General features: G+C 42.9%; 20 protein-coding genes and 1 pseudogene. 11 read left to right on the top strand and 10 right to left on the bottom strand.

The window, feature by feature from the left end:
• Nucleotides 1-62: 62 nt before the first annotated feature.
• A complete protein-coding gene (gene acpP / locus B1A85_RS10710) occupies nucleotides 63-314 on the bottom strand; it encodes an acyl carrier protein (protein ID WP_104546907.1) in 252 nt (83 codons plus the stop codon).
• A 228-nt stretch (nucleotides 315-542) separates the two neighbouring features.
• Between acpP and B1A85_RS10705 the strand changes: the two genes are divergently transcribed.
• Nucleotides 543-1,445 (top strand): CoB--CoM heterodisulfide reductase iron-sulfur subunit B family protein, encoded by a 903-nt coding sequence (locus B1A85_RS10705; protein ID WP_104546906.1) that lies wholly within the window; start codon nucleotides 543-545, stop codon nucleotides 1,443-1,445.
• 147 nt (nucleotides 1,446-1,592) lie between these two features.
• On the opposite strand, the gene B1A85_RS10700 is transcribed toward B1A85_RS10705, so the two are convergent.
• From B1A85_RS10700 to B1A85_RS10690, 3 genes are all read right to left on the bottom strand, one after another.
• Nucleotides 1,593-2,111 (bottom strand): Hsp20/alpha crystallin family protein, encoded by a 519-nt coding sequence (locus tag B1A85_RS10700; RefSeq protein ID WP_104546905.1) that lies wholly within the window; start codon nucleotides 2,109-2,111, stop codon nucleotides 1,593-1,595.
• A 189-nt stretch (nucleotides 2,112-2,300) separates the two neighbouring features.
• Nucleotides 2,301-3,350, bottom strand: coding sequence for a UDP-3-O-(3-hydroxymyristoyl)glucosamine N-acyltransferase (gene lpxD / locus B1A85_RS10695; protein WP_104546904.1), 1,050 nt, complete (start codon nucleotides 3,348-3,350; stop codon nucleotides 2,301-2,303).
• Between the two features lie 66 nt (nucleotides 3,351-3,416).
• Entirely contained in the window at nucleotides 3,417-4,676 is a 1,260-nt protein-coding gene (locus B1A85_RS10690; protein WP_104546903.1) for an NAD(P)/FAD-dependent oxidoreductase, read from the bottom strand.
• Nucleotides 4,677-4,879: 203 nt separating this feature from the next.
• Here B1A85_RS10690 and B1A85_RS10680 point away from each other — a divergent pair, with 203 nt between their 5' ends.
• Together B1A85_RS10680 and B1A85_RS26095 are read left to right on the top strand one after the other, a co-directional pair.
• On the top strand, nucleotides 4,880-5,137 hold the full coding sequence (locus tag B1A85_RS10680; RefSeq protein WP_104546902.1) for an AbrB/MazE/SpoVT family DNA-binding domain-containing protein: 258 nt from the start codon (nucleotides 4,880-4,882) through the stop codon (nucleotides 5,135-5,137).
• Nucleotides 5,127-5,493 (top strand): annotated as a pseudogene (locus B1A85_RS26095) (type II toxin-antitoxin system VapC family toxin). Before B1A85_RS10680 ends, B1A85_RS26095 begins: the two are co-directional and overlap by 11 nt.
• Before the next feature lie 302 nt (nucleotides 5,494-5,795).
• Here the strand turns inward: B1A85_RS26095 and B1A85_RS10670 are convergent.
• Complete coding sequence (locus B1A85_RS10670) at nucleotides 5,796-6,587, bottom strand: ChaB family protein (protein WP_246841389.1); 792 nt, start codon at nucleotides 6,585-6,587, stop codon at nucleotides 5,796-5,798.
• 190 nt (nucleotides 6,588-6,777) lie between these two features.
• Entirely contained in the window at nucleotides 6,778-6,963 is a 186-nt protein-coding gene (locus tag B1A85_RS10665) for a hypothetical protein (protein WP_104546901.1), read from the bottom strand.
• A gap of 373 nt (nucleotides 6,964-7,336) precedes the next feature.
• Between B1A85_RS10665 and B1A85_RS10660 the strand changes: the two genes are divergently transcribed.
• Nucleotides 7,337-7,885, top strand: coding sequence for an SRPBCC family protein (locus B1A85_RS10660; protein WP_104546900.1), 549 nt, complete (start codon nucleotides 7,337-7,339; stop codon nucleotides 7,883-7,885).
• 95 nt (nucleotides 7,886-7,980) lie between these two features.
• On the opposite strand, the gene clpB is transcribed toward B1A85_RS10660, so the two are convergent.
• Nucleotides 7,981-10,599, bottom strand: coding sequence for an ATP-dependent chaperone ClpB (gene clpB, locus B1A85_RS10655; RefSeq protein ID WP_104546899.1), 2,619 nt, complete (start codon nucleotides 10,597-10,599; stop codon nucleotides 7,981-7,983).
• Nucleotides 10,600-10,886: 287 nt separating this feature from the next.
• Here clpB and B1A85_RS10650 point away from each other — a divergent pair, with 287 nt between their 5' ends.
• The 5 genes from B1A85_RS10650 (at nucleotide 10,887) to B1A85_RS10630 (ending at nucleotide 17,599) form a co-directional block, all read left to right on the top strand.
• The gene (locus tag B1A85_RS10650) at nucleotides 10,887-11,153 is read left to right on the top strand and encodes a TIGR02450 family Trp-rich protein (protein WP_104546898.1); all 267 of its coding nucleotides are present in this window, start codon (nucleotides 10,887-10,889) and stop codon (nucleotides 11,151-11,153) included.
• Between the two features lie 224 nt (nucleotides 11,154-11,377).
• Nucleotides 11,378-14,005, top strand: coding sequence for an EAL domain-containing protein (locus B1A85_RS10645; protein WP_104546897.1), 2,628 nt, complete (start codon nucleotides 11,378-11,380; stop codon nucleotides 14,003-14,005).
• A 485-nt stretch (nucleotides 14,006-14,490) separates the two neighbouring features.
• Nucleotides 14,491-15,357: a ferredoxin:protochlorophyllide reductase (ATP-dependent) iron-sulfur ATP-binding protein gene (bchL, locus tag B1A85_RS10640; protein WP_104546896.1), complete on the top strand. Its 867-nt coding sequence runs from the start codon at nucleotides 14,491-14,493 to the stop codon at nucleotides 15,355-15,357.
• A gap of 201 nt (nucleotides 15,358-15,558) precedes the next feature.
• On the top strand, nucleotides 15,559-16,107 hold the full coding sequence (locus B1A85_RS23900; RefSeq protein WP_168192385.1) for a DUF5331 domain-containing protein: 549 nt from the start codon (nucleotides 15,559-15,561) through the stop codon (nucleotides 16,105-16,107).
• Nucleotides 16,108-16,204: 97 nt separating this feature from the next.
• The gene (locus tag B1A85_RS10630; protein ID WP_104546895.1) at nucleotides 16,205-17,599 is read left to right on the top strand and encodes a ferredoxin:protochlorophyllide reductase (ATP-dependent) subunit N; all 1,395 of its coding nucleotides are present in this window, start codon (nucleotides 16,205-16,207) and stop codon (nucleotides 17,597-17,599) included.
• Nucleotides 17,600-17,743: 144 nt separating this feature from the next.
• Here B1A85_RS10630 and B1A85_RS10625 read toward each other — a convergent pair whose 3' ends face one another.
• Together B1A85_RS10625 and B1A85_RS10620 are read right to left on the bottom strand one after the other, a co-directional pair.
• Nucleotides 17,744-18,724: a CHAD domain-containing protein gene (locus B1A85_RS10625; protein ID WP_104546894.1), complete on the bottom strand. Its 981-nt coding sequence runs from the start codon at nucleotides 18,722-18,724 to the stop codon at nucleotides 17,744-17,746.
• Between the two features lie 97 nt (nucleotides 18,725-18,821).
• Nucleotides 18,822-19,565 carry a hypothetical protein gene (locus B1A85_RS10620; RefSeq protein WP_104546893.1) on the bottom strand — a complete coding sequence of 248 codons (744 nt, stop codon included), beginning with the start codon at nucleotides 19,563-19,565 and terminating at the stop codon, nucleotides 18,822-18,824.
• A 317-nt stretch (nucleotides 19,566-19,882) separates the two neighbouring features.
• Here B1A85_RS10620 and B1A85_RS10615 point away from each other — a divergent pair, with 317 nt between their 5' ends.
• Nucleotides 19,883-20,947 (top strand): DUF3616 domain-containing protein, encoded by a 1,065-nt coding sequence (locus B1A85_RS10615; protein WP_104546892.1) that lies wholly within the window; start codon nucleotides 19,883-19,885, stop codon nucleotides 20,945-20,947.
• Between the two features lie 516 nt (nucleotides 20,948-21,463).
• Here the strand turns inward: B1A85_RS10615 and B1A85_RS10605 are convergent.
• Nucleotides 21,464-21,868 (bottom strand): NIL domain-containing protein, encoded by a 405-nt coding sequence (locus B1A85_RS10605; protein WP_104546890.1) that lies wholly within the window; start codon nucleotides 21,866-21,868, stop codon nucleotides 21,464-21,466.
• Between the two features lie 128 nt (nucleotides 21,869-21,996).
• On the opposite strand from B1A85_RS10605, the gene B1A85_RS10600 reads away from it, so the two are divergent.
• Entirely contained in the window at nucleotides 21,997-22,569 is a 573-nt protein-coding gene (locus B1A85_RS10600) for a thioredoxin family protein (RefSeq protein ID WP_104546889.1), read from the top strand.
• The last annotated feature ends 20 nt before the right edge of the window (nucleotides 22,570-22,589 follow it).

Here is a 22,589-nt window from a genome sequence, read left to right as displayed (position 1 = left end):
CTACGATTTCCTCTCGAAAAGGGCGGTTGCGTACTTCGCGCCATTAAATATGTGGTTCACGCCTAAGCCGATGCCGTCACTTTATTGCTGATGTAATCTACCGCTTGTTGCACCGTTGTAATTTGTTCCGCTGCCTCATCGGGGATTTCGATATCGAATTCTTCCTCCAAAGCCATCACGAGTTCAACAGTATCCAGCGAGTCAGCCCCTAGATCGTTCGCAAAGTTTGCGGGTGGTGTTACCTTATCGGCTTCAACACTGAGTTGCTCGGTCACAATTTTCTTGACTTTTTCAAAAATTTCCGCTTCGCTCATAAGTATAAAGTCCTCAAGCAGTTGCAAAAACAATCCCCCGATCGGGTCGATATGCTTAAAATCATATTTATCTTATCGAAAAGCGCGATCGCTTCAACATATCATAGGGTCTGTTTTCCTACTGTCACGTCAAGACGAATCGCGAACTAACGACAGAAAGCTCAGGGGTTAGGATAGAAAAGCGATGGTTTTTGTCCTAATTTTTAGGTTCTGTTTTCCTGATTTTTTATGTCTTTCCATCTCAAGTATGCCTACTTCCCTGGCTGTGTGGCGCAAGGTGCTTGCCGAGAACTTTATCAATCTACACAAGCTTTAACTCAAGCTCTAGGCATTGAACTGATCGAACTTAAGAAAGCTGCGTGTTGTGGTTCTGGCACATTTAAAGAAGATTCACCACTACTAGAAGATACTGTTAATGCTCGTAACATCGCGCTTGCTGAAGAATTAAATCTACCCTTACTAACACATTGCAGCACCTGTCAAGGTGTAATTGGTCGTGTTGACGAACGTTTAAAAGAGTTTCGGCAAACTCAACCTGCTTACCTAGAACAAGTTAACGATTTATTGACGCAACAAGGTTGTTTACCTTATCAGGGTAGCACTACTGTTAAACACCTGCTGTATGCACTTGTTTCCGATTATGGTTTAGATGAAATTGAAAAGCGCGTGTCGCGACGCTTAAGTAATATTAAGTGCGCGGCGTTTTATGGTTGCTATTTACTCCGTGCCCAAAAATCAATGCCTTACGACGATCCTTACAATCCCCAAGCAATGGAAAATATCTTTCGGGCGATCGGCGCAATACCAATCTACTATCGCGGACGAACTCAGTGCTGTGGTTGGCCGCTTTCTAGCTATGCCACGACGCAAGCTTTTAAAATGGCAGGAATGCATCTTCAAGAAGCCTTGGCTGCTGGTGCAGATTGTATGGTAACGCCGTGTCCTTTATGTCATCTCAACCTTGACTCGCGTCAACCCGAAGTCGAAAGAGTCGTTGGCAAAAAACTAGGTTTACCTGTATTGCACTTACCGCAGTTAATTGCTTTAGCATTGGGGATTCAGCCTAAAGAATTAGGTTTAGAACGACATATTGTTTCTACTCGTCCTTTATTAGAAAAATTAGGTTTTTAGTTTTCGAATACATTCATATTTTAGTAGCGAAAATAAACAAAAAATACTGAGTAGATGACACGTTATCTAGTAACTACTCAGCAATTTCCTTAAATTAAAATACTAACAATAACTTAGCTTGATTGTTGGTACGCTTACTGAATTAGGTTAGCTTTTATTTTGAGTTTCTGATTCACTTGTTACATCTACTGTTGTATGGATTGAATCAGAACCAGCGATCGCTGCTTTATCTCCTGTTAAGTTAACATGTACAACACGATTGATGGCTTCAGCAACCTTAGGTAGCGTCAAAGTTAGAATTCCATCTTTGTAGCTGGCTTCTACGCGTTCATTTTCAACAGCTACTGGTAATGAAATTGTTCTTTGAAACTTACCATAACGGAATTCAGACTGCCAAAATCCACGATCTTCTACTTCCTGGTCTCGACGAGTTTCACCCGTAATTGTGACCGTATCGCGGGCTACTTGTACGTCAAGATCTTTAGGATCTACCCCAGGCAGTTCAGCACGTAAGATAATATGTGCTTCGCGATCTTGCATCTCAATTGCAGGCATCCAACTGCCTTTTAATTCTCGATTGAATCCTGCAAGTTCGTCAAACATCCGATCCATTTGACGCCGCAAAGCATTGATTTCTTGAAATGGTTGCCAATGTACTAATGCCATAGTTAAGTCACCTCCACACTCAGCACAAACCGCTGAATTAATTTGTCACTCAACAATGAACTTTTAATACAAAAGTAGGAAATTGGTGCGTTTGATACTGTTTTTTTTGCACCTTTACCTCTATACTAACTAAATAAACAATGAATGAGTGCGGATAACCCTACTTAACTTGTCGGACTAAGGGTACATTTATTCTTTGCGACTCCAACTGCGTTGCAGCTGCTTGAGCGTTTGATAAATTTCTGGTAAGCGCGTGTAAATAGCAGACGCTTTGAGAAAATCTTTATGTGCCACAGCAGGAGTTCCTGAAACAATCATTCCTGGTGGAACATCGCTATGAATTCCTGCTTTAGCAGAAGCAACCGCCCCATCGCCAATTTTTACTTGATTGGCAATTCCAACTTGACCTGCAAGAATAACTTGATTGCCAATTCTCACACCACCAGCTAGACCAACGTGTGCAGCAAAGGCACAGTTTGCACCGACTTGGCAACCATGACCAATTTGGACTAAATTATCAATTTTTGTATTTTTACCAATCCGCGTTTCTCCCACTGCGGGGCGATCGATCGTGGTATTGCAACCGACTTCTACACCATCTTCTAATACGGTGTAGCCCGATTGTTCCATCTTTACCCAACCTGTTGGTGAAGGCACAAAGCCAAAACCTTCTCCGCCAATGACTGCACCGCTATGAATGACACAGTCAGCACCAATTTGGCTGCGTTCGTGAATGGTACAATTAGCATGAAGAATCGCGCGATCGCCAATTTGAACTTCTGGGTAAATGACAACATTAGGATGAATGCAGACTCGATCGCCAATCCTAACACCTGCTTGAATGACAACGTGCGCGCCAATATAAACGTCTTTGCCAAGTTTGACAGAAGGGTGAATTACTGCAGTTGGATGAATTTCGGGTGCAGGATGAAACGGTTGATAGTATAGTGCGATCGCGCTGGCAAATAACAATCGAGGTTGAGAAGTTGCAATCCAAGCAATTCCTCGCGATTGTGCTTGTGTTTGTAGAGCTTCATCTTGCGGCAAAATTAATGCACTAGCACCAGTTGTCGCAACATGCGAGGCAAATTTGGCACCTTCAATATAGCTCAACGTTCCTGCTGTCGCTTCGTCTACCGGTGCTAACCCAGGAAGATCGGGGTCGCAGTCTTTATTAAGACTAAGGCTATTATTGGCAGCAGCTTCACCGAGTTTTTCAACAACTTCGCTAAATTTCATCTTTGACTTGTATAGTTTCAAAAATTAATTGAACCACTTAATACCAATTCGTAATTCGTTAATGAGTTATTCTCCTCTGCTCCTTTGCTTGTCTTCAGTTACTCCCATTGCTTGACCTGCTAACCAAGCTGTTGTCCAAGCACTTTGAAAGTTAAATCCTCCAGTAATGCCATCAATATCAAGGATTTCTCCAGCAAAGTAAAGTCCTTGACAAAGCCGACTTTCCATCGTTTTGAAGTTGACTTCTTTAAGATTCACACCGCCACAGGTGACAAATTCTTCTTTAAAAACTCCTTTACCTTGAATCAAGTATTGTCCTTGTGTCAGTTCTTGGACGAGTAAATTTAAGCTTTTGTGCGATATTCCCGACCAACGGTCTTCGCTACCTATATCAACTCGCGATACTAAATACTGCCAGAGACGACGCGGTAATTCAACAGGACAGTGACTGGCGATCGCCCGTTTTGCCCATTCGGTTTTAACGGCAAGTAACTTTTGGCGGAGATCTTCAGGGTTACTCTGTGGAAGCCAATTGATTGTCACAGATGCATGATATTTCTCGTCATACAGCATCCGCGCCCCCCACGCAGAAAGTTTGAGAACCGCAGGACCACTTAAGCCCCAGTGGGTGATGAGCAATGGACCTGTTTGTTCGAGTTTTTGGCTACCAACAGTTAACCTTAAACGGACGCTATCGACACTCACTCCAGCTAATTCGCGTAAATTTTTATCGAGAATATTAAATGTAAACAAGGATGGTACAGGCGATTCAATGTGGTGTCCTAAAGATGCGGCAATTTGATAACCGACTTTGTTACTACCTGTCGCAAGTAATACGCGATCGCACAGAATCACTTCTTTTGATTTCAGTTGAATTGCAAATCTTGAAGTTGCGCCATCAAGTACCTGAACGGAAACCACCGCTGCGCCTGTACGAATTTTGATTCCTAAAGCGATCGCCTTTTGCATCAAACAATCAACGATCGTCGCCGAGTCATCGGTGACAGGAAACATTCTGCCATCAGCTTCAGTTTTCAGTTTGACTCCTTGTGCGGCGAACCAATTAACAGTATCGCGGCTTTGAAAACGCGTAAATGCTCCACGTAAAGCTTTACCACCTCGCGGATAATTTTGTACTAAGGCGGCTGGTTCAAAACACGCATGAGTGACATTACATCTTCCACCACCAGAGACACGCACTTTGGCTAATGGTTGATGACTTGCTTCTAAAATGATGACTTGGGTATGTGGATGAGCTTGCGCGCAGGCGATCGCACCAAAAAAACCCGCTGCGCCTCCTCCAATAACAACGATTAACGGTTGCAATTTACCTGAAATTTCCTCTCGGTCTACGATTTTACATATCAACCCTAGCGTTATGCTACTTTCTCTTGCCAGTCACTTCGCAGAATTGCGCATAGCTTGACATCTTCAAAGACTCCTCACTTTTAGACTCACTGGCGTAACACTCCTTCTTGAACAAATCCATTTTTCTGCAATCCTTTGCCAGAACCTAGATTTCTCACCATGTGGTAGGCGTAGAGTTTGTTGAGTACTCAATCTTCAAAAAAGCCTTGCGTGCTGCTCATCATTGGGAAGTTGGTCAAGAACTGATTGCGATTAATGTCGGCGATGGTATCCTCCTTAAACCTAAAAAACCTTTTGCACAGACAACTTTAGCGCAGGTCGCAGGCTGTTTAAGCTATAGGGGAAAACCAAAAAGTCTCAATGAGCTAGAAGATGCAATTCGCCAAGGAGTGATGCAACAGTGGCACGATCGCAGTTGATGCAAACATTGTTGTCCCTCTCTTGACACAAGCAGTACCAAAAAAGTTTCCAGTTATTTTAGGAGCAAGACATCTTTATTCCAGATACAGTTCTGCTTGGGACTGAATAAGTATTACGTTTTACTTACAATTTCAAATATAATGAAATGTACCAAACATTTAGGAACCTTCTCGACTTGCCTAATGTTCATCTGACAAACGCAACTTTAATAGTCCAAGTTTTGCAGTGGCACGAGAATAGTTTAGATTTTGCCGATGCACTACACTTATCACAAAGTCAAAGCTGTTCTGTACTCTACACCTTTGATACTAAGTTTGCAAATCGAGCTAAAGGACGAACAAAGTGTAAAGTTTAGCAAACCTAATATTTAACTGTAAATTTATGTTTGTTTGGATAGCCATGCGTCTATCGATAAGTCAGGCACCTGTTTCACCTGTACGTTTCAAAAAAATTAGACTTTTATAGCAATCGAAGGAAAAGTTAGGACAGCATAAAAGAGCAAAAACCCTGTTCTGGTTAGCTTTTAGCCCTGACGCGAACTTTGTTTTTAAGCTGTGAATTTATTCGCCAAGCTTCATTAGGATGTTACAAAAACATCAAAAGCCCCTGCTTCATTTCAGAGGCTTGTCATTAATTATCTAGCAAAATATAGAGTTACTAGATACTTGATTTTGCTTTAGACCAAATGCCATTTTCATCTTGCTCGTATTGTTCGCAAACTGCATCCCAAGCTTGATGTTCAGCTTTTTCTTCGTCACCTGTTTCTGACAATGCTTTGTTGTAGTTGGCAATAAATGCGCGCTGTGCGTCTTCAGAAAGGTGCGATCGCACTTCTGGCGATAAGTCTGCTGCACTTTCAATTTGCCCTGTGCGTCTGCGGGGTAAAGCTTTTTCGTTAACGTGCGTTTCTTCACCACCTGCACTTTCAAGCAGTAACTGGATTTCACCTGTTTTATCTGCGGGGACTTCTACCGCCACCAAAAAGTCGCCTGCTTCGATGCGAGTTTGATATACTGCTGCTTTGTCTTCTGGCATTCCTAGCGTGACTAAGGCGGATACCAAACCCGCACCCGCACTACCTGCGATCGCACCTCCCGCAGCGCCTAACAAAGCCGCACCTAAGGGACCTGCGGCGACTAAAGTACCAACAAACGGTACAAATAGAACGCCTACTCCTGTTAATAAAGCTAGCGCTGAACCAAAGAGCGAGCCAAAGATTGCTCCTTGTTTCAATCCGCCAAGGATAACGTCTTTTTTAGTAATAAAACCAGCAATTTTAGTTTCCGAGTGGAAATTTTTTCCGATTACTGAGATATCGTCGCGCGAAATTCCTCGGTCAAGTAAGCGGCGAATTACGCCATCGATCTGTTCGCGGTTTTTAAAAATAGCAGAAACACTGCGAAATTCAGCAGCATTCGGCTGCATTACACTTGTATCTGTTGCAGTCATTTTTTCCCTTATGTTTCCAACTAATCAGGAAGCATACCAGTGACTGCTTTTTACATCTTCGTCCATAAGATTGATTCTTCTGCTGTGTCTCGTGCTACATATCTTTAAAATTCTGTGTTAGAAAGGTTAAGTTTTTCTTTCAATTAGTTCGTAATATCAGCCAGACGTTTGTAACTCGCAATCAACACTTTCATCGTTGAAATCGACTCCAAATTCCTGTAATGACAGATAATAGAATGAATATCAAAAGGATTCCCCCAGGAATAAATGTTAAAATTCCTAAGCCTCGGAGAATCCAAACAAGAATTGTAATTCCTACAAAGATAACAAAAAGTTGTGCGGCGCGGATAGTACGATAGCGACGAGTGCGGCTCACTTTTTCCTCTTAAATAGACTTAATTTGAAATATTGAATTGAGAGTTAATTTTATTCTTTATTGACAACTTTATGCAGTGATGAGCAAGACTATCAACCCTACTAGTCTTTGCTTAAGATTACCATTTTTTTGTATTTCTTACAACATTTTTAGAGTAGCTGAATTAGGGAATTTGTGATTTATTAGAGTTGAAATTTCCAGAGTTCTGACTTCTTAGCCAGTTCTCTGTAATTTCTCTGAACCTTTACACTAACTTTACTATTTCTTTATATTTGTGTAGGTAAATTGGGCAGTATGAGCAACTGCTGCAGACGAAAAACTAAGTATAAATACTTAAATTATTTATCAGGTGTTGAGGAGTAGCTGAAGTCGAATGAAAGCACTTTCTGTACCCAATACAGTTGAACTTCCATCCTCCTGGAGTCAAGTTCAGCAAATAGCCCTTTTACAAGGTGAAATTTTAGTAGAAACGCGATCGCATTCTGCGTGGGGTGGCGCGGTGACAGCTGCGATGTACTTACCATTGAAGCGATCGCAAGTTTGGCAGCAGATAACTGACTATCCCCGCTGGGTGCAATACTTTCCTGATGTAATTAAAAGCGAAGTTTTACAACGCGGCGAAACAAAGCGTTTATATCAAGTTGCGAAAAAAGCCTTTTTTCTTTTTACAGCGCAAGTTGAAGTTTACCTCAACGTCATTGAAGTTCTACAGCGGCGAATTCAGTTTCGGTTAGAACAAGGAACGTTTCATGATTTTACTGCAGAATTGCAATTAGAAGATTGCGAAAGCGGTACAGTGTTGACGTATGCAGTACAAGCCACACCTAACATTCCCATCCCTGCTATGTTTATTCAGCAAGCAATGCATCTAGAACTACCAGAGAATATGCGGCAAATGCGACGAATCATCTGTGGTAGATAAGACAGGTCAGGGGACGCTACGCAGACTACAGCTCAGAGGTAAAACAGGTTTGCTATATAAATCAAAGGTGGGTTGCCCCACCTTATTTTAATGCATTACATCGTCAATAATTCAACAGGTAAGCGCTTAAATGCTAGACGTTCGTTTTCGACATCGACATAGATAGTGTCGCCGTCGTTGAATTCACCGCGCAAGATTGATTTAGCGATTTGAGTTTCTAACTCGCGCTGAATTGCCCGCTTGAGTGGTCTAGCACCAAAGACAGGATCGTAACCTACTTCGGCTAAAAAGTCAAGGGCTGCGTCGGAAAGTTTCAGCGACATCTTACGCTCTGCAAGACGCTGTTCGAGTCTTTGGACTTGTAGTTGTACAATCTGCCGCAGCTCTTCTTTTTGTAAGGCATGGAAGATGATAATTTCATCAATGCGGTTGAGAAACTCTGGACGGAAACTACTGCGCATAGCTTCCATCACGCGACTGCGCATTTCGTCATAACGCGAGTCATCGCCAGCAATATCTAAGATGTACTGCGAACCGATGTTACTCGTCATGATAATGATCGTGTTCTTGAAGTCTACTGTATGACCTTGCGCGTCAGTGACACGTCCATCATCAAGAATTTGCAGCATGACGTTGAATACGTCAGGGTGGGCTTTTTCGATTTCGTCGAAGAGAACCACAGCATACGGGCGACGGCGAATTGCTTCGGTTAACTGTCCGCCTTCGTCGTAACCTACGTATCCTGGAGGCGCACCGATTAAGCGCGAAACTGCGTGTTTCTCCATGTATTCGGACATATCAATGCGTACCATGGCTTCTTCGGTATCGAATAGATACGCCGCAAGTGCTTTGGCAAGTTCGGTTTTACCAACGCCTGTGGGTCCGAGGAAGATAAAACTTGCTGTTGGACGATTGGGATCTGCTAAACCTGCACGCGATCGCTGAATCGCATCAGCAACGGCTGTGACTGCTTCATTTTGTCCAATCACGCGACGGTGAAGTTCGTCTTCTAAGTGCAGCAGCTTCTCTTTTTCCGATTCCACCAACTTGCTAATCGGAATTCCCGTCCACTTCGAGATGATTTCCGCGATATCCGCCTCAGTGACTTCTTCGCGTAACAGCGATTGACCTGTCGTTTGAGTTTGCGAAAGTTTAGTTTCGGCTTCTTCTAGCTGACGATGCAAGTCTGTTAGCTTACCATATTTCAATTCTGCAGCTTTGTTGAGGTCGTAGTCGCGTTCGGCTTGCTGAATCTCGACATTCACGCGGTCGATTTCTTCTTTAATCGCTTGAATTTGCGTGATAATGTCTTTTTCAGACTGCCATTGCGCATTCAGCGCGCGTTGTTGTTCTTTAAGATCGGCAAGTTCTTTTTCGAGTCTTTCTAATCTTTCTCGCGAAGCAGGATCGCTTTCTTTTTGGAGAGATAGTTTCTCCATTTCGAGTTGGAGAATCTTGCGATCGATCTCATCGAGTTCTTCGGGTTTGGAGGTGATTTCCATTTTCAACCGCGCAGCGGCTTCGTCTACCAAGTCAATCGCTTTATCAGGTAAAAAGCGATCGCTGATGTAACGACTCGACAGTGTTGCAGCCGCAACGAGGGCGCTATCAGAAATTTTTACCCCGTGGTGGACTTCATAGCGTTCTTTGAGTCCGCGTAGAATCGAAATAGTATCTTCTACCGAAGGTTGATCGACATAGACTTGTTGGAAACGGCGTTCTAAGGCTGCGTCTTTTTCGATGTATTTGCGGTATTCATCTAATGTTGTCGCACCGATACACCGCAACTCACCGCGTGCGAGCATAGGTTTAAGCAAGTTTCCTGCATCCATTGCACCTTGCGTCGCACCTGCACCAACAACGGTGTGAATCTCATCGATGAAGAGAATAATTTTACCCTGCGACTCGGTAACTTCTTTAAGTACGGCTTTGAGACGTTCCTCAAATTCACCGCGGAACTTTGCACCTGCAATTAAGGCGCCCATATCTAAGGCGATAAGTTTGCGGTCTTTAAGCGACTGCGGAACGTCACCTGCAACAATTCGTTGCGCGAGCCCTTCAGCGATCGCGGTTTTACCAACACCAGGTTCGCCAATTAAGACAGGGTTATTTTTAGTACGGCGGGAAAGAATTTGAATTGTACGGCGAATTTCATCATCGCGTCCAATCACTGGGTCAAGTTTACCTTGACGCGCGGCTTCCGTGAGGTCGCGTCCATACTTTTCTAGTGCTTCGTATTTACCTTCTGGATTTTGGTCAGTCACTCTCTGACTTCCTCGAACTTGTTTAATGATACCCCTGAGTTTTGCTTCGTCTAACCCGAATTCTTGAAATAGACTTCTACCAAAGCGATCGTCGTTAGCGTAGGCTAATAATAAGTGTTCAATTGAGATATATTCGTCGCCTAATTCTTTACGATAGTTTTCGGCGCGATCGAGTAGTGTATCTAAGCTACGTCCTAAATATACAGAACTTCCACTACCGGAAACTTTCGGCTGACGTTGAATGAATTGTTCGGCGCGATCGCGGACTTTTTGGACGTTAACTCCAGCTTTCGTTAAGATACTGCTGGCTAAGCCGTCTTGTTCGAGCAGCGCTTTCATTAAGTGTTCGCTTTCGATCTGCTGCTGTTGTGCGGCTTTGACGATATCTGGCGTGTGGGCGATCGCTTCCCACGCTTTTTCGGTAAACTGATTTGGATTGGTTGGTTGCATATTCTGAATTCCCTCTGAGTGCTAGTGTGAGTTACAAACCACAGAGACGCAGAGAGCACAGAGTGGTCAATATAAAAAAAGGCTAACTGCTATCCCTTATAGGTCATTGTAAAAAGAAGCTGACTATCGCTTGGATCGGTGTTCGCGTATTTCTGCGTGGGAATTTCCGTTCAATAGGGTATCCTAGAGGTTCTGGTTACAAGTCTCTAGTTGGTGCTTGGTGTAGGATCGAGGAAAATCGTAATTGCTTATTCTCCTCTGCTCCCCTGCTCTCCATCCCTCCTCTCATGGTAAAAAAAAAGCAGAAGTTTCCTTATTTAGTTGGCTCCAAGTGGACGGCACAGCAAAAAGTCGATGGCTGGCGTCATTTTGTAGTTGTCAACCGCAAAAATGAAGGTAAGTGGTTGTTTGCAGAAATGGTTGCAGCGTGCGATCCTAATGTGCGGTTTTGGCTGAATGCTAAATTACTTAAAGACCGTTCGCAGTGGCAAGCTGGCTGGCAATCCTTAAAAGATATTGCTGAACTTAATGAACTGGCAACAGGTGAATTTTGAATTGTTCTTATTTATGCAATAACCTACGTAATATTGCGGTTTTGAATTGCTATTTTTCTGGGTTACAAAATATTACTAGGATATTGACATTTTTAATACATATCTTTTGAGAGAAAGGCATTACACTGCTTTTCTTTATAGCTTGCTGATATCGTATAAAATAAAACTTAATTTTTCTTAAAAATAGGGTAAATATTTATCCTAACAGAGAGGGTGCTGTATTTATGGGACGATCGCAACGCAAAGCACGCCGTGTTTGCGCTCAAGAAGGGGTACTAAATCGCATTACTAGTCGTATTCGTAAATCTTTGGAATTGCAAGAAATTTTGACAACGACTGTTGAGGAAGTACGCGCGTTTCTCAATACAGAACGAGTGAAGATTTATCGATTTGATTCGGATGGGAGTGGTGAAGTCGTTGCAGAATCAATACACGGTAAGCGGCTTCCTTCACTGTTAGGACTACATTTCCCTGCTGATGATATACCACCGCAAGCGCGGGAGATGTTTGTAAAAACTCGCCAACGCGTCATTGTGGATGTTATCGCCCAAAGAAAAGCCCTGAATCAACTTGATAGCCCAGAAACCGGAGAAAGCCTGTTAGTAGAAGATATTCGCTATAGCCCGATCGATCCTTGTCATGCAGAATATCTTTCCAATATGGGCGTATACTCTTCGCTCACGTTACCAATTTTACACCAAAATCAGCTTTGGGGCTTGCTCGTTTCGCATCACAGTCAACCCCGACAGGTTTCTCAAAGAGAATTGGAAGTGGTACAGTTGCTTGTCGATCAACTATCGATTGCAATTTCTCAATCGAATTTGTTGCAGCAAACACGCCAACAAGTGCAGCACGAAGCAACGTTGAATCAAATTAGTTGCTTGCTGCATTCTCCTGCAAGCGTGACAGAAATTCGCCAAACCGTTTTAGAAGAGATTGTCAAAGCTTTACAAGGTTCTGGAGGTAGGCTGTACATTACCGCAGAGCCGACGGGCGAGCCGGCGCAATTATATACTTGTGGCGAGCAACCGTGCTGTAAACTGGAAGAAAGTGCGTATTGGCAGCAAATAATGGGCTTCCCACAAGCAACTGTCAACCCTCCTCAGTATAAATATAAAGAGTTGCGTTTACCGAACTTATCGACACAAGAAAATATCGGAGTATCCACTGAATGCATTATACCTTCAGCAATGCCCCATTTACGAACAATTAGCGATTTGTATGAAGAACCGCAGTTCGAGTTGGCTTCAGCTTTTATGGCAACGGCGATTCGCTCAATCTTGATTATGCCGTTGCAGTATCGTCAAAATTGTGTCGGATGTTTTACGATTTTTCGCAATGAAATCGAAACCGAAACTTTGTGGGCGGGGAAAGTTAACCACGATGAACGCAATATTCGTCCGCGCGAGTCGTTTGCAGCCTGGCGCGAAATTAAAAAAGGACAAGCGCAAGCGTGGAGTCTTAATGAAGTTAAACTTGCACAAGCGCTAGGAAATCATTTGTACATGGCGGTGATGCAGCGACGCGTAGAAGATATGTTTCGCCATCAAGCATCGCACGATCCACTCACAGGGCTACCAAATCGCATACTTTTTGAAGATCGACTGTCGCTAGCACTCGCACAAGCGTATCGACGGGGTGAAATGTTAGCTGTGGCGTTTCTTGATTTAGACCGCTTCAAAACAATCAATGATACGCTAGGGCATGCGGTAGGAGATGAGCTACTACAAAGTGTGGCGCAAAGATTGCTAGGGTGTTTGCGCGAAGGCGATACGATCGCCCGCTGGGGAGGCGATGAATTTACCTTGCTACTACCGCAAATTAGCTGTCCAGAAGAAGCGGCTAAACTCGCACAAAGAATTTTATCATCGTTTGCAACTCCGTTTCGGATTGGCGATTGCGAACTACACATCACAACCAGCATCGGTATTGCCTTAGCACCCTACGATGGCGAAGATACAGCAACGCTTCTCAAAAATGCAGATGCGACGATGTACCGCGCTAAGCAGCAAGGAAAAAATAACTTTCAGCTGTACGCGCCGGAGATGAATAAAAAAGCCTTAGAGCAACTTGTTTTAGCAAATCATCTTTATAAAGCATTAAATCACGATCAGTTTTTGTTACACTATCAGCCACAACTCAATTTAAAAACTGGTCAAATCGTCGCGCTTGAAGCATTGATTCGCTGGCAACATCCAGAGTTAGGGCTAGTTCCTCCCAATCAGTTTATTCCGCTAGCAGAAGAAACCGGATTAATCGGAGCAATTGGTGAGTGGGTGCTGCAAGCAGCTTGTACGCAAAACCGCGCTTGGCAACTTGCAGGGTTACCACCGATGCGGATTGCGGTGAATCTTTCTGCACGCCAGTTTCAACAAAAAATATCAAAAACTATTGCTCGCGTTCTTGCTGAAACAGGACTCGATCCAAGTTATCTAGAAGTTGAAATTACGGAAAGCATTGCAATGCAAGATGTCAACTTCACAATCAGCGTTCTTCAAGAACTAAAAGACATGGGCGTTTCCATTGCGATGGATGATTTTGGCACTGGCTACTCTTCGCTAGCGACACTCCGGCGTTTTCCGCTACATACACTAAAGGTGGCGCGTGAATTTGTCAACGATATCACGACGGATCAAAAAGATGCAGCGATAATTAAATCAATCGTCGCGCTCGGACACGGGTTAGAATTAAACGTGATTGCTGAAGGTGTTGAAACTTTAGAACAGTTAAAATTTTTACACGCAGTCAAATGCGATGGCATGCAAGGCTACTTGTTTAGTAAACCTTTGGCGGCAGATGCTGCGATCCAATTTTGTCAGCAACACTCAGCATTAGCAATACCGCTCAACTAGATTGATTTTCGGCATTTTTCTAAAAATTTATGATTTTTAACTTAACGCTTGGGCGATCGCTTTTTACAGATATTTGCGCCCAGTTTTCTCAATAGCAGTACGTGGTTTCCCAAGCAGGAAGATCGTAACTTACCATAGCATTTTGAACCTGTAAAGCTTTTAGGTACTGCTTGCACGCTACTGTTGATTGCGTGTCCAAACGCTACTTTTCCGGTAAGAAATACTTATTTTGTCTTTTGTTACTTTTTTTATAAAGATAAAATCTTAAACCTATTAAAAACGTTTTATTTAAAGTTGAGTAAGTATCATACAGATTTTTGGGTATCATCCTCGAAAAAGAGTTTCATTACTCTGCTTTACATTTCTATTTATCCTTAAGACCTCTTTCTTTTGCGTGTAAGTTGGACAATAATGCGATCAAACAAGCTAGCTAAATTTCCTTCTCTAGCTCAAGGAATTGATACAACGATAGGAGCCAACTCAACGTGAAACTTGCGGTCTACGGAAAAGGTGGCATTGGGAAATCCACAACAAGCTGTAATATATCGGTCGCGCTAGCTAAACGCGGCAAAAAGGTTTTGCAGATCGGTTGCGACCCAAAGCACGATAGTACTTTTACACTTACAGGATTTTTGATTCCCACAATTATCGATACGCTTCAGGAAAAAGATTACCACTACGAAGATGTTTGGCCTGAAGATGTGATTTACAAAGGCTATGGTGGTGTAGACTGCGTGGAAGCAGGAGGACCACCCGCTGGTGCAGGTTGTGGCGGTTATGTCGTCGGTGAAACAGTTAAGCTCCTCAAGGAACTTAATGCCTTTGATGAGTATGATGTGATTTTATTTGACGTTTTAGGCGACGTTGTATGTGGCGGATTTGCCGCGCCACTCAACTATGCAGATTACTGCATGATTGTCACAGATAACGGCTTTGATGCTTTGTTTGCAGCAAACCGGATTGCAGCTTCTGTCCGCGAAAAAGCCCGCACGCACCCCTTGCGTTTAGCTGGTTTAATCGGCAACCGCACAGCAAAGCGCGATTTAATTGATAAATACGTAGAATCCGTGCCAATGCCCGTATTGGAAGTTCTACCTTTAATCGAAGATATTCGCGTTTCGCGCGTTAAGGGCAAAACTTTGTTTGAGATGGCGGAACGCGACCCATCGCTAGAGTATGTTTGCGACTACTACTTAAATATTGCAGATCAAATCTTGGCGCGTCCAGAGGGAGTGGTTCCAAATGACGCTCCCGATCGCGAGTTATTCTCGTTGCTATCTGACTTTTACCTTAATCCCGCTAAACCACAGGTAATGAGTCAAGAAGAAGAACTAGATTTGATGATGGTTTGAAAGCTGTTAGTCATTAGCTTTTAGTAAGGAGAAAATCAAAAAGTCGTCAGTCGGCTCGCACGAGCCATTGCTAACAACTCCTAGCCTTTAAGTTATGTTGATTTTTACTCACTTACTTGCACTAAGTGGTATCGTAAGCAGCTAACTGTTACTCTCCAGTCGCTATTATCAAGCTAGTTCTCAGGATGAGGAAAAGAGACCATGGCTTTTTTTGAAGATTTAAAAATTTCCTTGAGAGAGAAGTGGTTGCGTTTCTTTCAAGCAAATCGTTCTTGGCTTAATTTGTACATGGATGCAGCGTCTGTAGCAACTCCTGACGGTGGCAAACGACCAGCATCTTACCTCATCCTAGGCGTTGTAAATGCCCTAGAACCGCAAATAGCGCAGTTAATGCTGCCATTTTCTAAGCTAAATCCAGATGTGGATAGCCTTATTGAAGTTTTAGAGTTAAATTTTGACCCTAACTTAGCGCTAGAAAATAACCCGATACCCGTTAGCGAACAACCCACAACTGAACCAAATCAAGAATCACCTTTATCGGATGCAGAAATTGCAAACATGCTACCACCACAAAATGAAGGTGTCACAGAAACTGTCACCGTTATTCAATCGCTGACACAATTAAGCGATATGCCATATGAGGAAACAGTCAGTCCTTACTATGAGGAATCCAGCCAAGAAGAAGCCGCACCTGAAGGTAATCAGCGCAGTAATGGTGATGTAATTTCGCGTTTATTTCCAAACTTTTAATAATTTGACGACATTGCTAATAGTTAATGGCTAATGGCTGATTGCTAATAGCCAATTACTTTCACGCGCCGATATTAGAAAAATAAGGGGAGAGGTTATGAGTGTTGCGCAAGCTGAAGCTTTAAATTTTGAGTGCGAAACTGGAAATTATCATACTTTTTGTCCAATTAGCTGTGTAGCGTGGTTGTACCAGAAGATCGAAGATAGTTTCTTTTTGGTGATTGGTACGAAAACCTGTGGTTACTTTTTGCAGAATGCGATGGGGGTGATGATTTTTGCCGAACCTCGTTACGCAATGGCGGAGTTAGAAGAAGGTGATATTTCGGCGCAGTTGAATGACTATGACGAATTAAAGCGGTTGTGTTTGCAAATTAAGCGCGATCGCAACCCTAGCGTAATTGTTTGGATTGGGACTTGTACCACTGAAATTATCAAAATGGATTTGGAAGGCTTAGCGCCAAAGCTAGAAGCCGAAATCGGAATTCCAATTGTGGTAGCGCGGGCGAATGGTTTAGATTACGCGTTTACCCAAGGGGAAGATACGGTACTCGCCGCAATGGCAGTACGCTGTCCAGATAAAGCACCAGAAGCGGAAAAAAGCGATCGCAACGCGATTCAAAAACTACTCAACTTTGGCAAGAAAAAAGAAGAAGTTGCGCAAGAAGAAGCTGAGTACGTCAATCATCCACCACTCGTTTTGTTTGGTTCGCTTCCCGATCCGGTAGTGACGCAATTAACGTTGGAACTGAAAAAGCAGGGTATCAAAGTTTCTGGATGGCTTCCTGCAAAGCGTTATGCGGAATTGCCAGTTTTAGAAGAAGGTTATTATGTTGCGGGTGTCAACCCCTTTTTGAGTCGAACAGCCACAACACTAATGCGGCGACGCAAGTGTAAACTCATTGGCGCGCCTTTTCCCATTGGTCCTGATGGTAGTCGTGCTTGGATAGAAAAAATTTGTTCTGTCTTTGGCGTAACTCCTAAAGGATTAGAAGAACGCGAAGCACAAATTTGGGCAAGTTTAGAAGACTATCTTCAGTTAATTCGTGGCAAGTCAGTGTTCTTTATGGGCGATAACTTGCTGGAAATTTCGCTAGCGCGTTTCTTAATTCGCTGCGGTATGACAGTGCCAGAAATTGGTATTCCTTATATGGACAAGCGCTACCAAGCTGCAGAATTAGCTTTATTAGAGAAAACATGCCAAGAAATGGGTGTGGCGTTACCTAAGATTGTGGAAAAGCCAGATAACTACAATCAAATTCAACGCATTAAAGAACTCCATCCCGATCTAGTAATTACTGGGATGGCGCACGCTAATCCTTTGGAAGCACGGGGAATTAACACGAAATGGTCAGTTGAGTTTACTTTTGCACAAATTCATGGCTTTACTAACGCGCGTGACATTCTGGAATTAGTAACTCGTCCGCTACGTCGTAATAATAATCTCAAAGATTTAGGTTGGGAGAAGCTTGTGAAGGAAGAAGCGAAAGTTTGAATCGTTAGCGTATAAAGCCCCGTAAATCCCCCACTTGTGGGGGACTTTGAGAGGTTCTCCTAGAGTTGGGCTAGCAAGTCCACGCAGGTGGACTTTATTGTTCTAGCTGCGACTTTAGTCACCAAGCTAGCCATCGAATTTGCCTTATTGAGTGATTTCTGCATTCGGCTGCAAAATCATTGCCCGAAAGTTATTTCTTGTTTCAGGGTTCAAGTACCGCTGATGGATACTTTGCCACTCTTGCCATGATTGGTAATTTGCGCCTGTGAGTTGGTTCGCCAAGTTTGGTAAATGGCTTTTCATTTCTGAGCGCAAAGAATCTGTCATAAACTCAGCTAAAACAAAGCTATCTTGAATTTGACCTAAAATGCTCTGAATTCGCTTAACTTCTTCGAGATAAGTATTGTAAGTTTCGCCGTAGAAGTCACTAAAGACTTCCATTTGGTAGCGGGTACGCTTTGCTTCTTTGCGTAAATCGTGCAGCAGCGGACCATCTTCTGTAAGTTGCTGTTCTACCATTGCTGGCGAGAGATCCTGTAGGATATGTATTTCGCCGTCTTTGACTTCAGTACCAACTAACCAGCCAGGATGTAGAAGTAATTGACTGACTTGTGGTGAGAGTAAGTCTGGTAAGACTTCCTGAATTGGCATATGAGCAATTCGATGATACGAAGGTTGCTTGAGCCATTTTGTTAAAGACTGCTTGAGGGACTGATAAGCGTCGCCTTCTAAGGTTGTTTTGACTTGAGCAAACGCTTGAGCACGTCGTTTATCTAGCTGAGAGAGAACTTTATCCAGCGACTTTTTTTCTTTTCCTGGTAAAGTCGGCTGATACTTTTTCTCTAACGCTTCGCGCAAGACATCGAGATCGCGTAATTCACCTAAAATGCGAGCAATATTGCCGATTTTTTTTTCTTGTGCGGGTTTTGGCAAGTCAATGGCTGGTGCAAATCCAGTTATTGCACTGCGTAGACGACGCATACCCACGCGCATTTGGTGTAAGTCTTCAGGATGTTTGTCTTTGAGGACGTTGGCTTCGTGCTTGAGAAATTTCTCAAAATGTTTTTGAATTGCTAGGGATGCCCAGTCTCCTAAGGTATGAGCTTTATTGGTAATTAGTGTCATGGTTGCTACGCTCTTGAGTGGAACGACTCAAGCTCGAAAAGGATGTGTGAGTGAACGAAGTATTAGGCAATAGCCAAAGACATCCATTATAAATACTTTACGAATACACAGCAATTTCTGATGCTGACCAAGGGGGAATGGTTAAGTCAAGCGGGCGCGACAACCACAAGTCTGTGTCTGGAATTTTTATCTCTCCGCTAGCAATATGTTTGAGAAAAGGCTTGCTTGTCCAAATTTGGCAACTACACAATTGTTTTGGTTCTTTTAACTCGTAGCCACCATCAACGGGTTGTAGTTGAAAAAATTCAACATGCCAATGCGCGGGTTCTACCGCGACATAGTCAGGAGTAGCGCGACTTGAGACAGCATCAGATTGTTGACTGTAGAGGCGGTTCACAACTCCGGGTAAATAATCGATGTCGAGAATATCCGGCGTGAGGTTTTGTTGGTGGGCAAAATCTAAAACTTTTTGCCAATCGTAAATGGGTTCGCTATCGGCTAGACTGTGCGTTGATTGTTCGCCGAAGCAGTACCCTCCCCATAGCCAAACCATTCGCGCTAGAATTGCTTCGACACGCGGGCGATCGCTTTGCAATACTTCTAAATCTTCGGGTAGGATCGTGCGTCCAGGAACGCACCACCAGTATTCCCAAGTTGTATTATTATCGATGGGTACGATTCGTTTAACGATTCCAGGAATGCGATCGCGCCGTTGTTGTTCGCGAATTTCTGCAGGCGATTCCTGTAAAAACTCTGCTACAGATGCTTCTAGTTGATTCGCTAAAGGATGTTCCGGCGCAGTCATCATCTCCTCTGAGATGAATAATTCCCCTGCAACCATAAGTTGAATCTCCAGTAAGTGCCTGAGGTACGTTTCTTATTTTAGAGATTAGAGCATCTTTGTCGCCTGCGGAAAGTTCTTTGAGTTAATTTAATACAGAGCTTACGCGTAGATCTTTGCAAAAGTTGCCTTTGTATAGTTCGGCTGATGCAAAGACTGCAGTTTTTGTCCGATTAGCCCTTGCACTTCTCGATACACATATCACTAAAATGCTAATTTGTAAAGAGATTTAAATCTACATAAATTTTACAATCAGTATATTTAGAATAAAATCTTTAGTAAGATTAATAATTAAACAAAACTTAATTTGATAATTCATGACTGACCAAAATAATCCAAGTGAGATTATTCTTCGCTTTGAAGATGAATTTAGAGAACATCGAGAAGATCTCTCTGCTGTATGTTTAACTGCCGATCGGCATTTATGGTTAGGCTCGGACGAAACGTCATCCATCGAGCGATTAACTTACAATCCAGAATTACAATTATTTACAGAGCACAAGCAGTTTCGAGTCAAAGATTTTATAGATTTACCTGCAACCGAAGACCAAGAAATTGATATCGAAGGTATAGCTTACGTAGAGCCTTATTTATGGTTTGTCGGTTCGCACAGTTGGAAGCGAAAAAAGCCTAAACCTGATAAAACAAATGCAAAAAATGTTAGCCGATTAACTAAATTGGAATCAGAACCTAACCGTTATTTACTAGGTAGAATTCCTTTAATTAACGGTGAGTTATATAAGTCTTTTGTTCGAGAAGGCGTGGGAACGCTTACTGCTGCTAAATTGGAAATTACCCCACGTGGTAATTTATTAATGGATGCGCTAGTCAACGATCCACATCTAGGTTCTTATATCGATGCAACCATTCCTGGAAAAGAAAATGGATTTGATATTGAAGGTTTAGCTGTTTATGAAAACCGTATTTATTTAGGAATGCGAGGTCCTGTATTGCGTGGTTGGGCTGTGATGCTGGAAATTGAGTTAGAAAATAGCACTCCAGAAACGCTGGTTTTAAAAGCAATTGGTACAGAAGGACAGCAATACAAAAAACACTTTATCTACTTGAAAGGCTTAGGTATTCGAGATTTATGTTTAGACGGAGAAGATTTATTAATACTGGCAGGACCAACAATGGACTTAGACGGACCTGTAAGAGTATATCGTTTAGAAAAGGGCGTACACTTATCTGAGAATAGTTTGTCACAGCCTCAGGTAGAGTTAGATATTCCCTATGGAGATGGTGACGATCGTGCAGAAGGTATCACTTTGTTTGATAATATTAGTTCTGTTCATTCTTTGCTAGTTTTATACGATGCACCTGCGCGATCGCGCCTACAAGGCGAAGGCGATGTCATTGCAGATGTGTTTCATCTTGCGTAAGATTCAAGATATTAATGTTGTTGGTAAGCTAGATTAACCGAATTAGAGTCAACCGTTTTTGCTCGACTTAAATAATTAAATGGTTTTTGCACTCCTCTACAGGTGCTAATAGCTGTAATCTAAACCGAATACCGGATGAAGTTCGCGAACTTCACAAGCCCACTGAGTTAGATAAGATAACGTCTCGAACGTCTAAATTATAGACTTTACCATGTTGTTTTCCAATTTTTTCCCTCAGTTGCTGGATTTGTCAACTCGTTAAGCACTTTACTTTTTATTACTTTAAATAAATAAGTTGGTTTTGTTACAACACGCGTCAACGCTTGTGTTTGATTTTGTCATAGTTGAAATTATGGGAAAAGCAGGTCAAGCACTCAGACAAGTATTAGACACACACAATATTAGCCAAAGTCTACTAGCTAGAGAACTGGGGGTCGAGCATCCAATTGTTTTCCGTTGGTTTCACGAACATACAGACCCCACAGCGGAAACTGTTTTCGAGACGGCACTGCTGAGTTATAGATTTATGGAAATAGCTGCAACAGGACACGTGGGAATACACTGCTCGCAAACAATGCAGCGCGATCGCGTAAATGTGAGACGATAAGTTTGCGGGTCGAGCGTTAACGCTTCTGTGGGACAAACACCCGTACACAAGCCACAGTCAACGCAGCTATCTCGATCGATGACGATTTCTGCGACACTTTGCGAAACATGAATATGCAGCGATCGCATCCATTCAATCGCCGCATCCAGTTGATCGATATCGCCGGATAGTTCTACAACGAGTTTACCAATTTGATTCGGGGCTACTTGAGCGCGGATAATATTTGCTGCCACGTTAAAATCTTTTGCTAAGCGATAAGTAACGGGCATTTGTACCGCGCGTTTGGGAAAGGTGAGCGTAACTCGCTTTTTCACAACTTCAAATTTACACTGTAGGGAATCCTTGCCTCTTCTAGTGTAGCGACCTCAGGAGGTACTAAGGGTTTTTGCGGCTTCGGTTACACTGAGATTGTTGTGGCTGAACAAGTTTTAAGCGAAACTTTATGAGTGTGAGTTCACCAGAAGCGAATACTGGAAAGCGTGTTAGAAATTTTTTGATTGTTTTAGTTGCGATCGCGCTAAGTGTTGCCCTCGTCTTGGGCTTGAGAAATCAAACAACTGCCGTTTCGCTAACACACTTAGATCAAGAGTCAGTACCGTTAGAAGTAGCGTTGAGTAACGGCAAACCCTCACTGATCGAATTTTATGCAAACTGGTGTACTAGCTGTCAAGCTATGGCACCGGATATGGCACAACTCAAGCAGGAGTACGGCGAATCGGTTAATTTTGTGATGCTGAATGTCGACAATAGCAAGTGGCTCCCAGAGATTCTGAAGTATCGCGTTGATGGAATTCCGCATTTTGTGTTTTTGAATAAAGCAGGCGAAGCGATCGCGCAAAGTATTGGCGAACAACCCCGTATGGTTATGGCAACCAATTTAGATGCTTTAGTCGCTGATTCACCCCTACCTTATACTCAACGTAGTAGCGGTCAAATTTCTAAGTTTACTGCACCTGTTGCACCTGCTGATAATACAGACGACCCGCGACTGCATGGTAGTCAAGTCGTCAATTAAAATATTTAAAATACTCTTGC

Origin of the sequence: Chroococcidiopsis sp. TS-821 (assembly GCF_002939305.1) — a bacterium.
Classification (GTDB): Bacteria; Cyanobacteriota; Cyanobacteriia; order Cyanobacteriales; family Chroococcidiopsidaceae; genus Chroogloeocystis.
The sequence above is the reverse complement of the archived record's forward strand: the minus strand, read 5'-3'. Positions and strand labels throughout refer to the sequence as shown.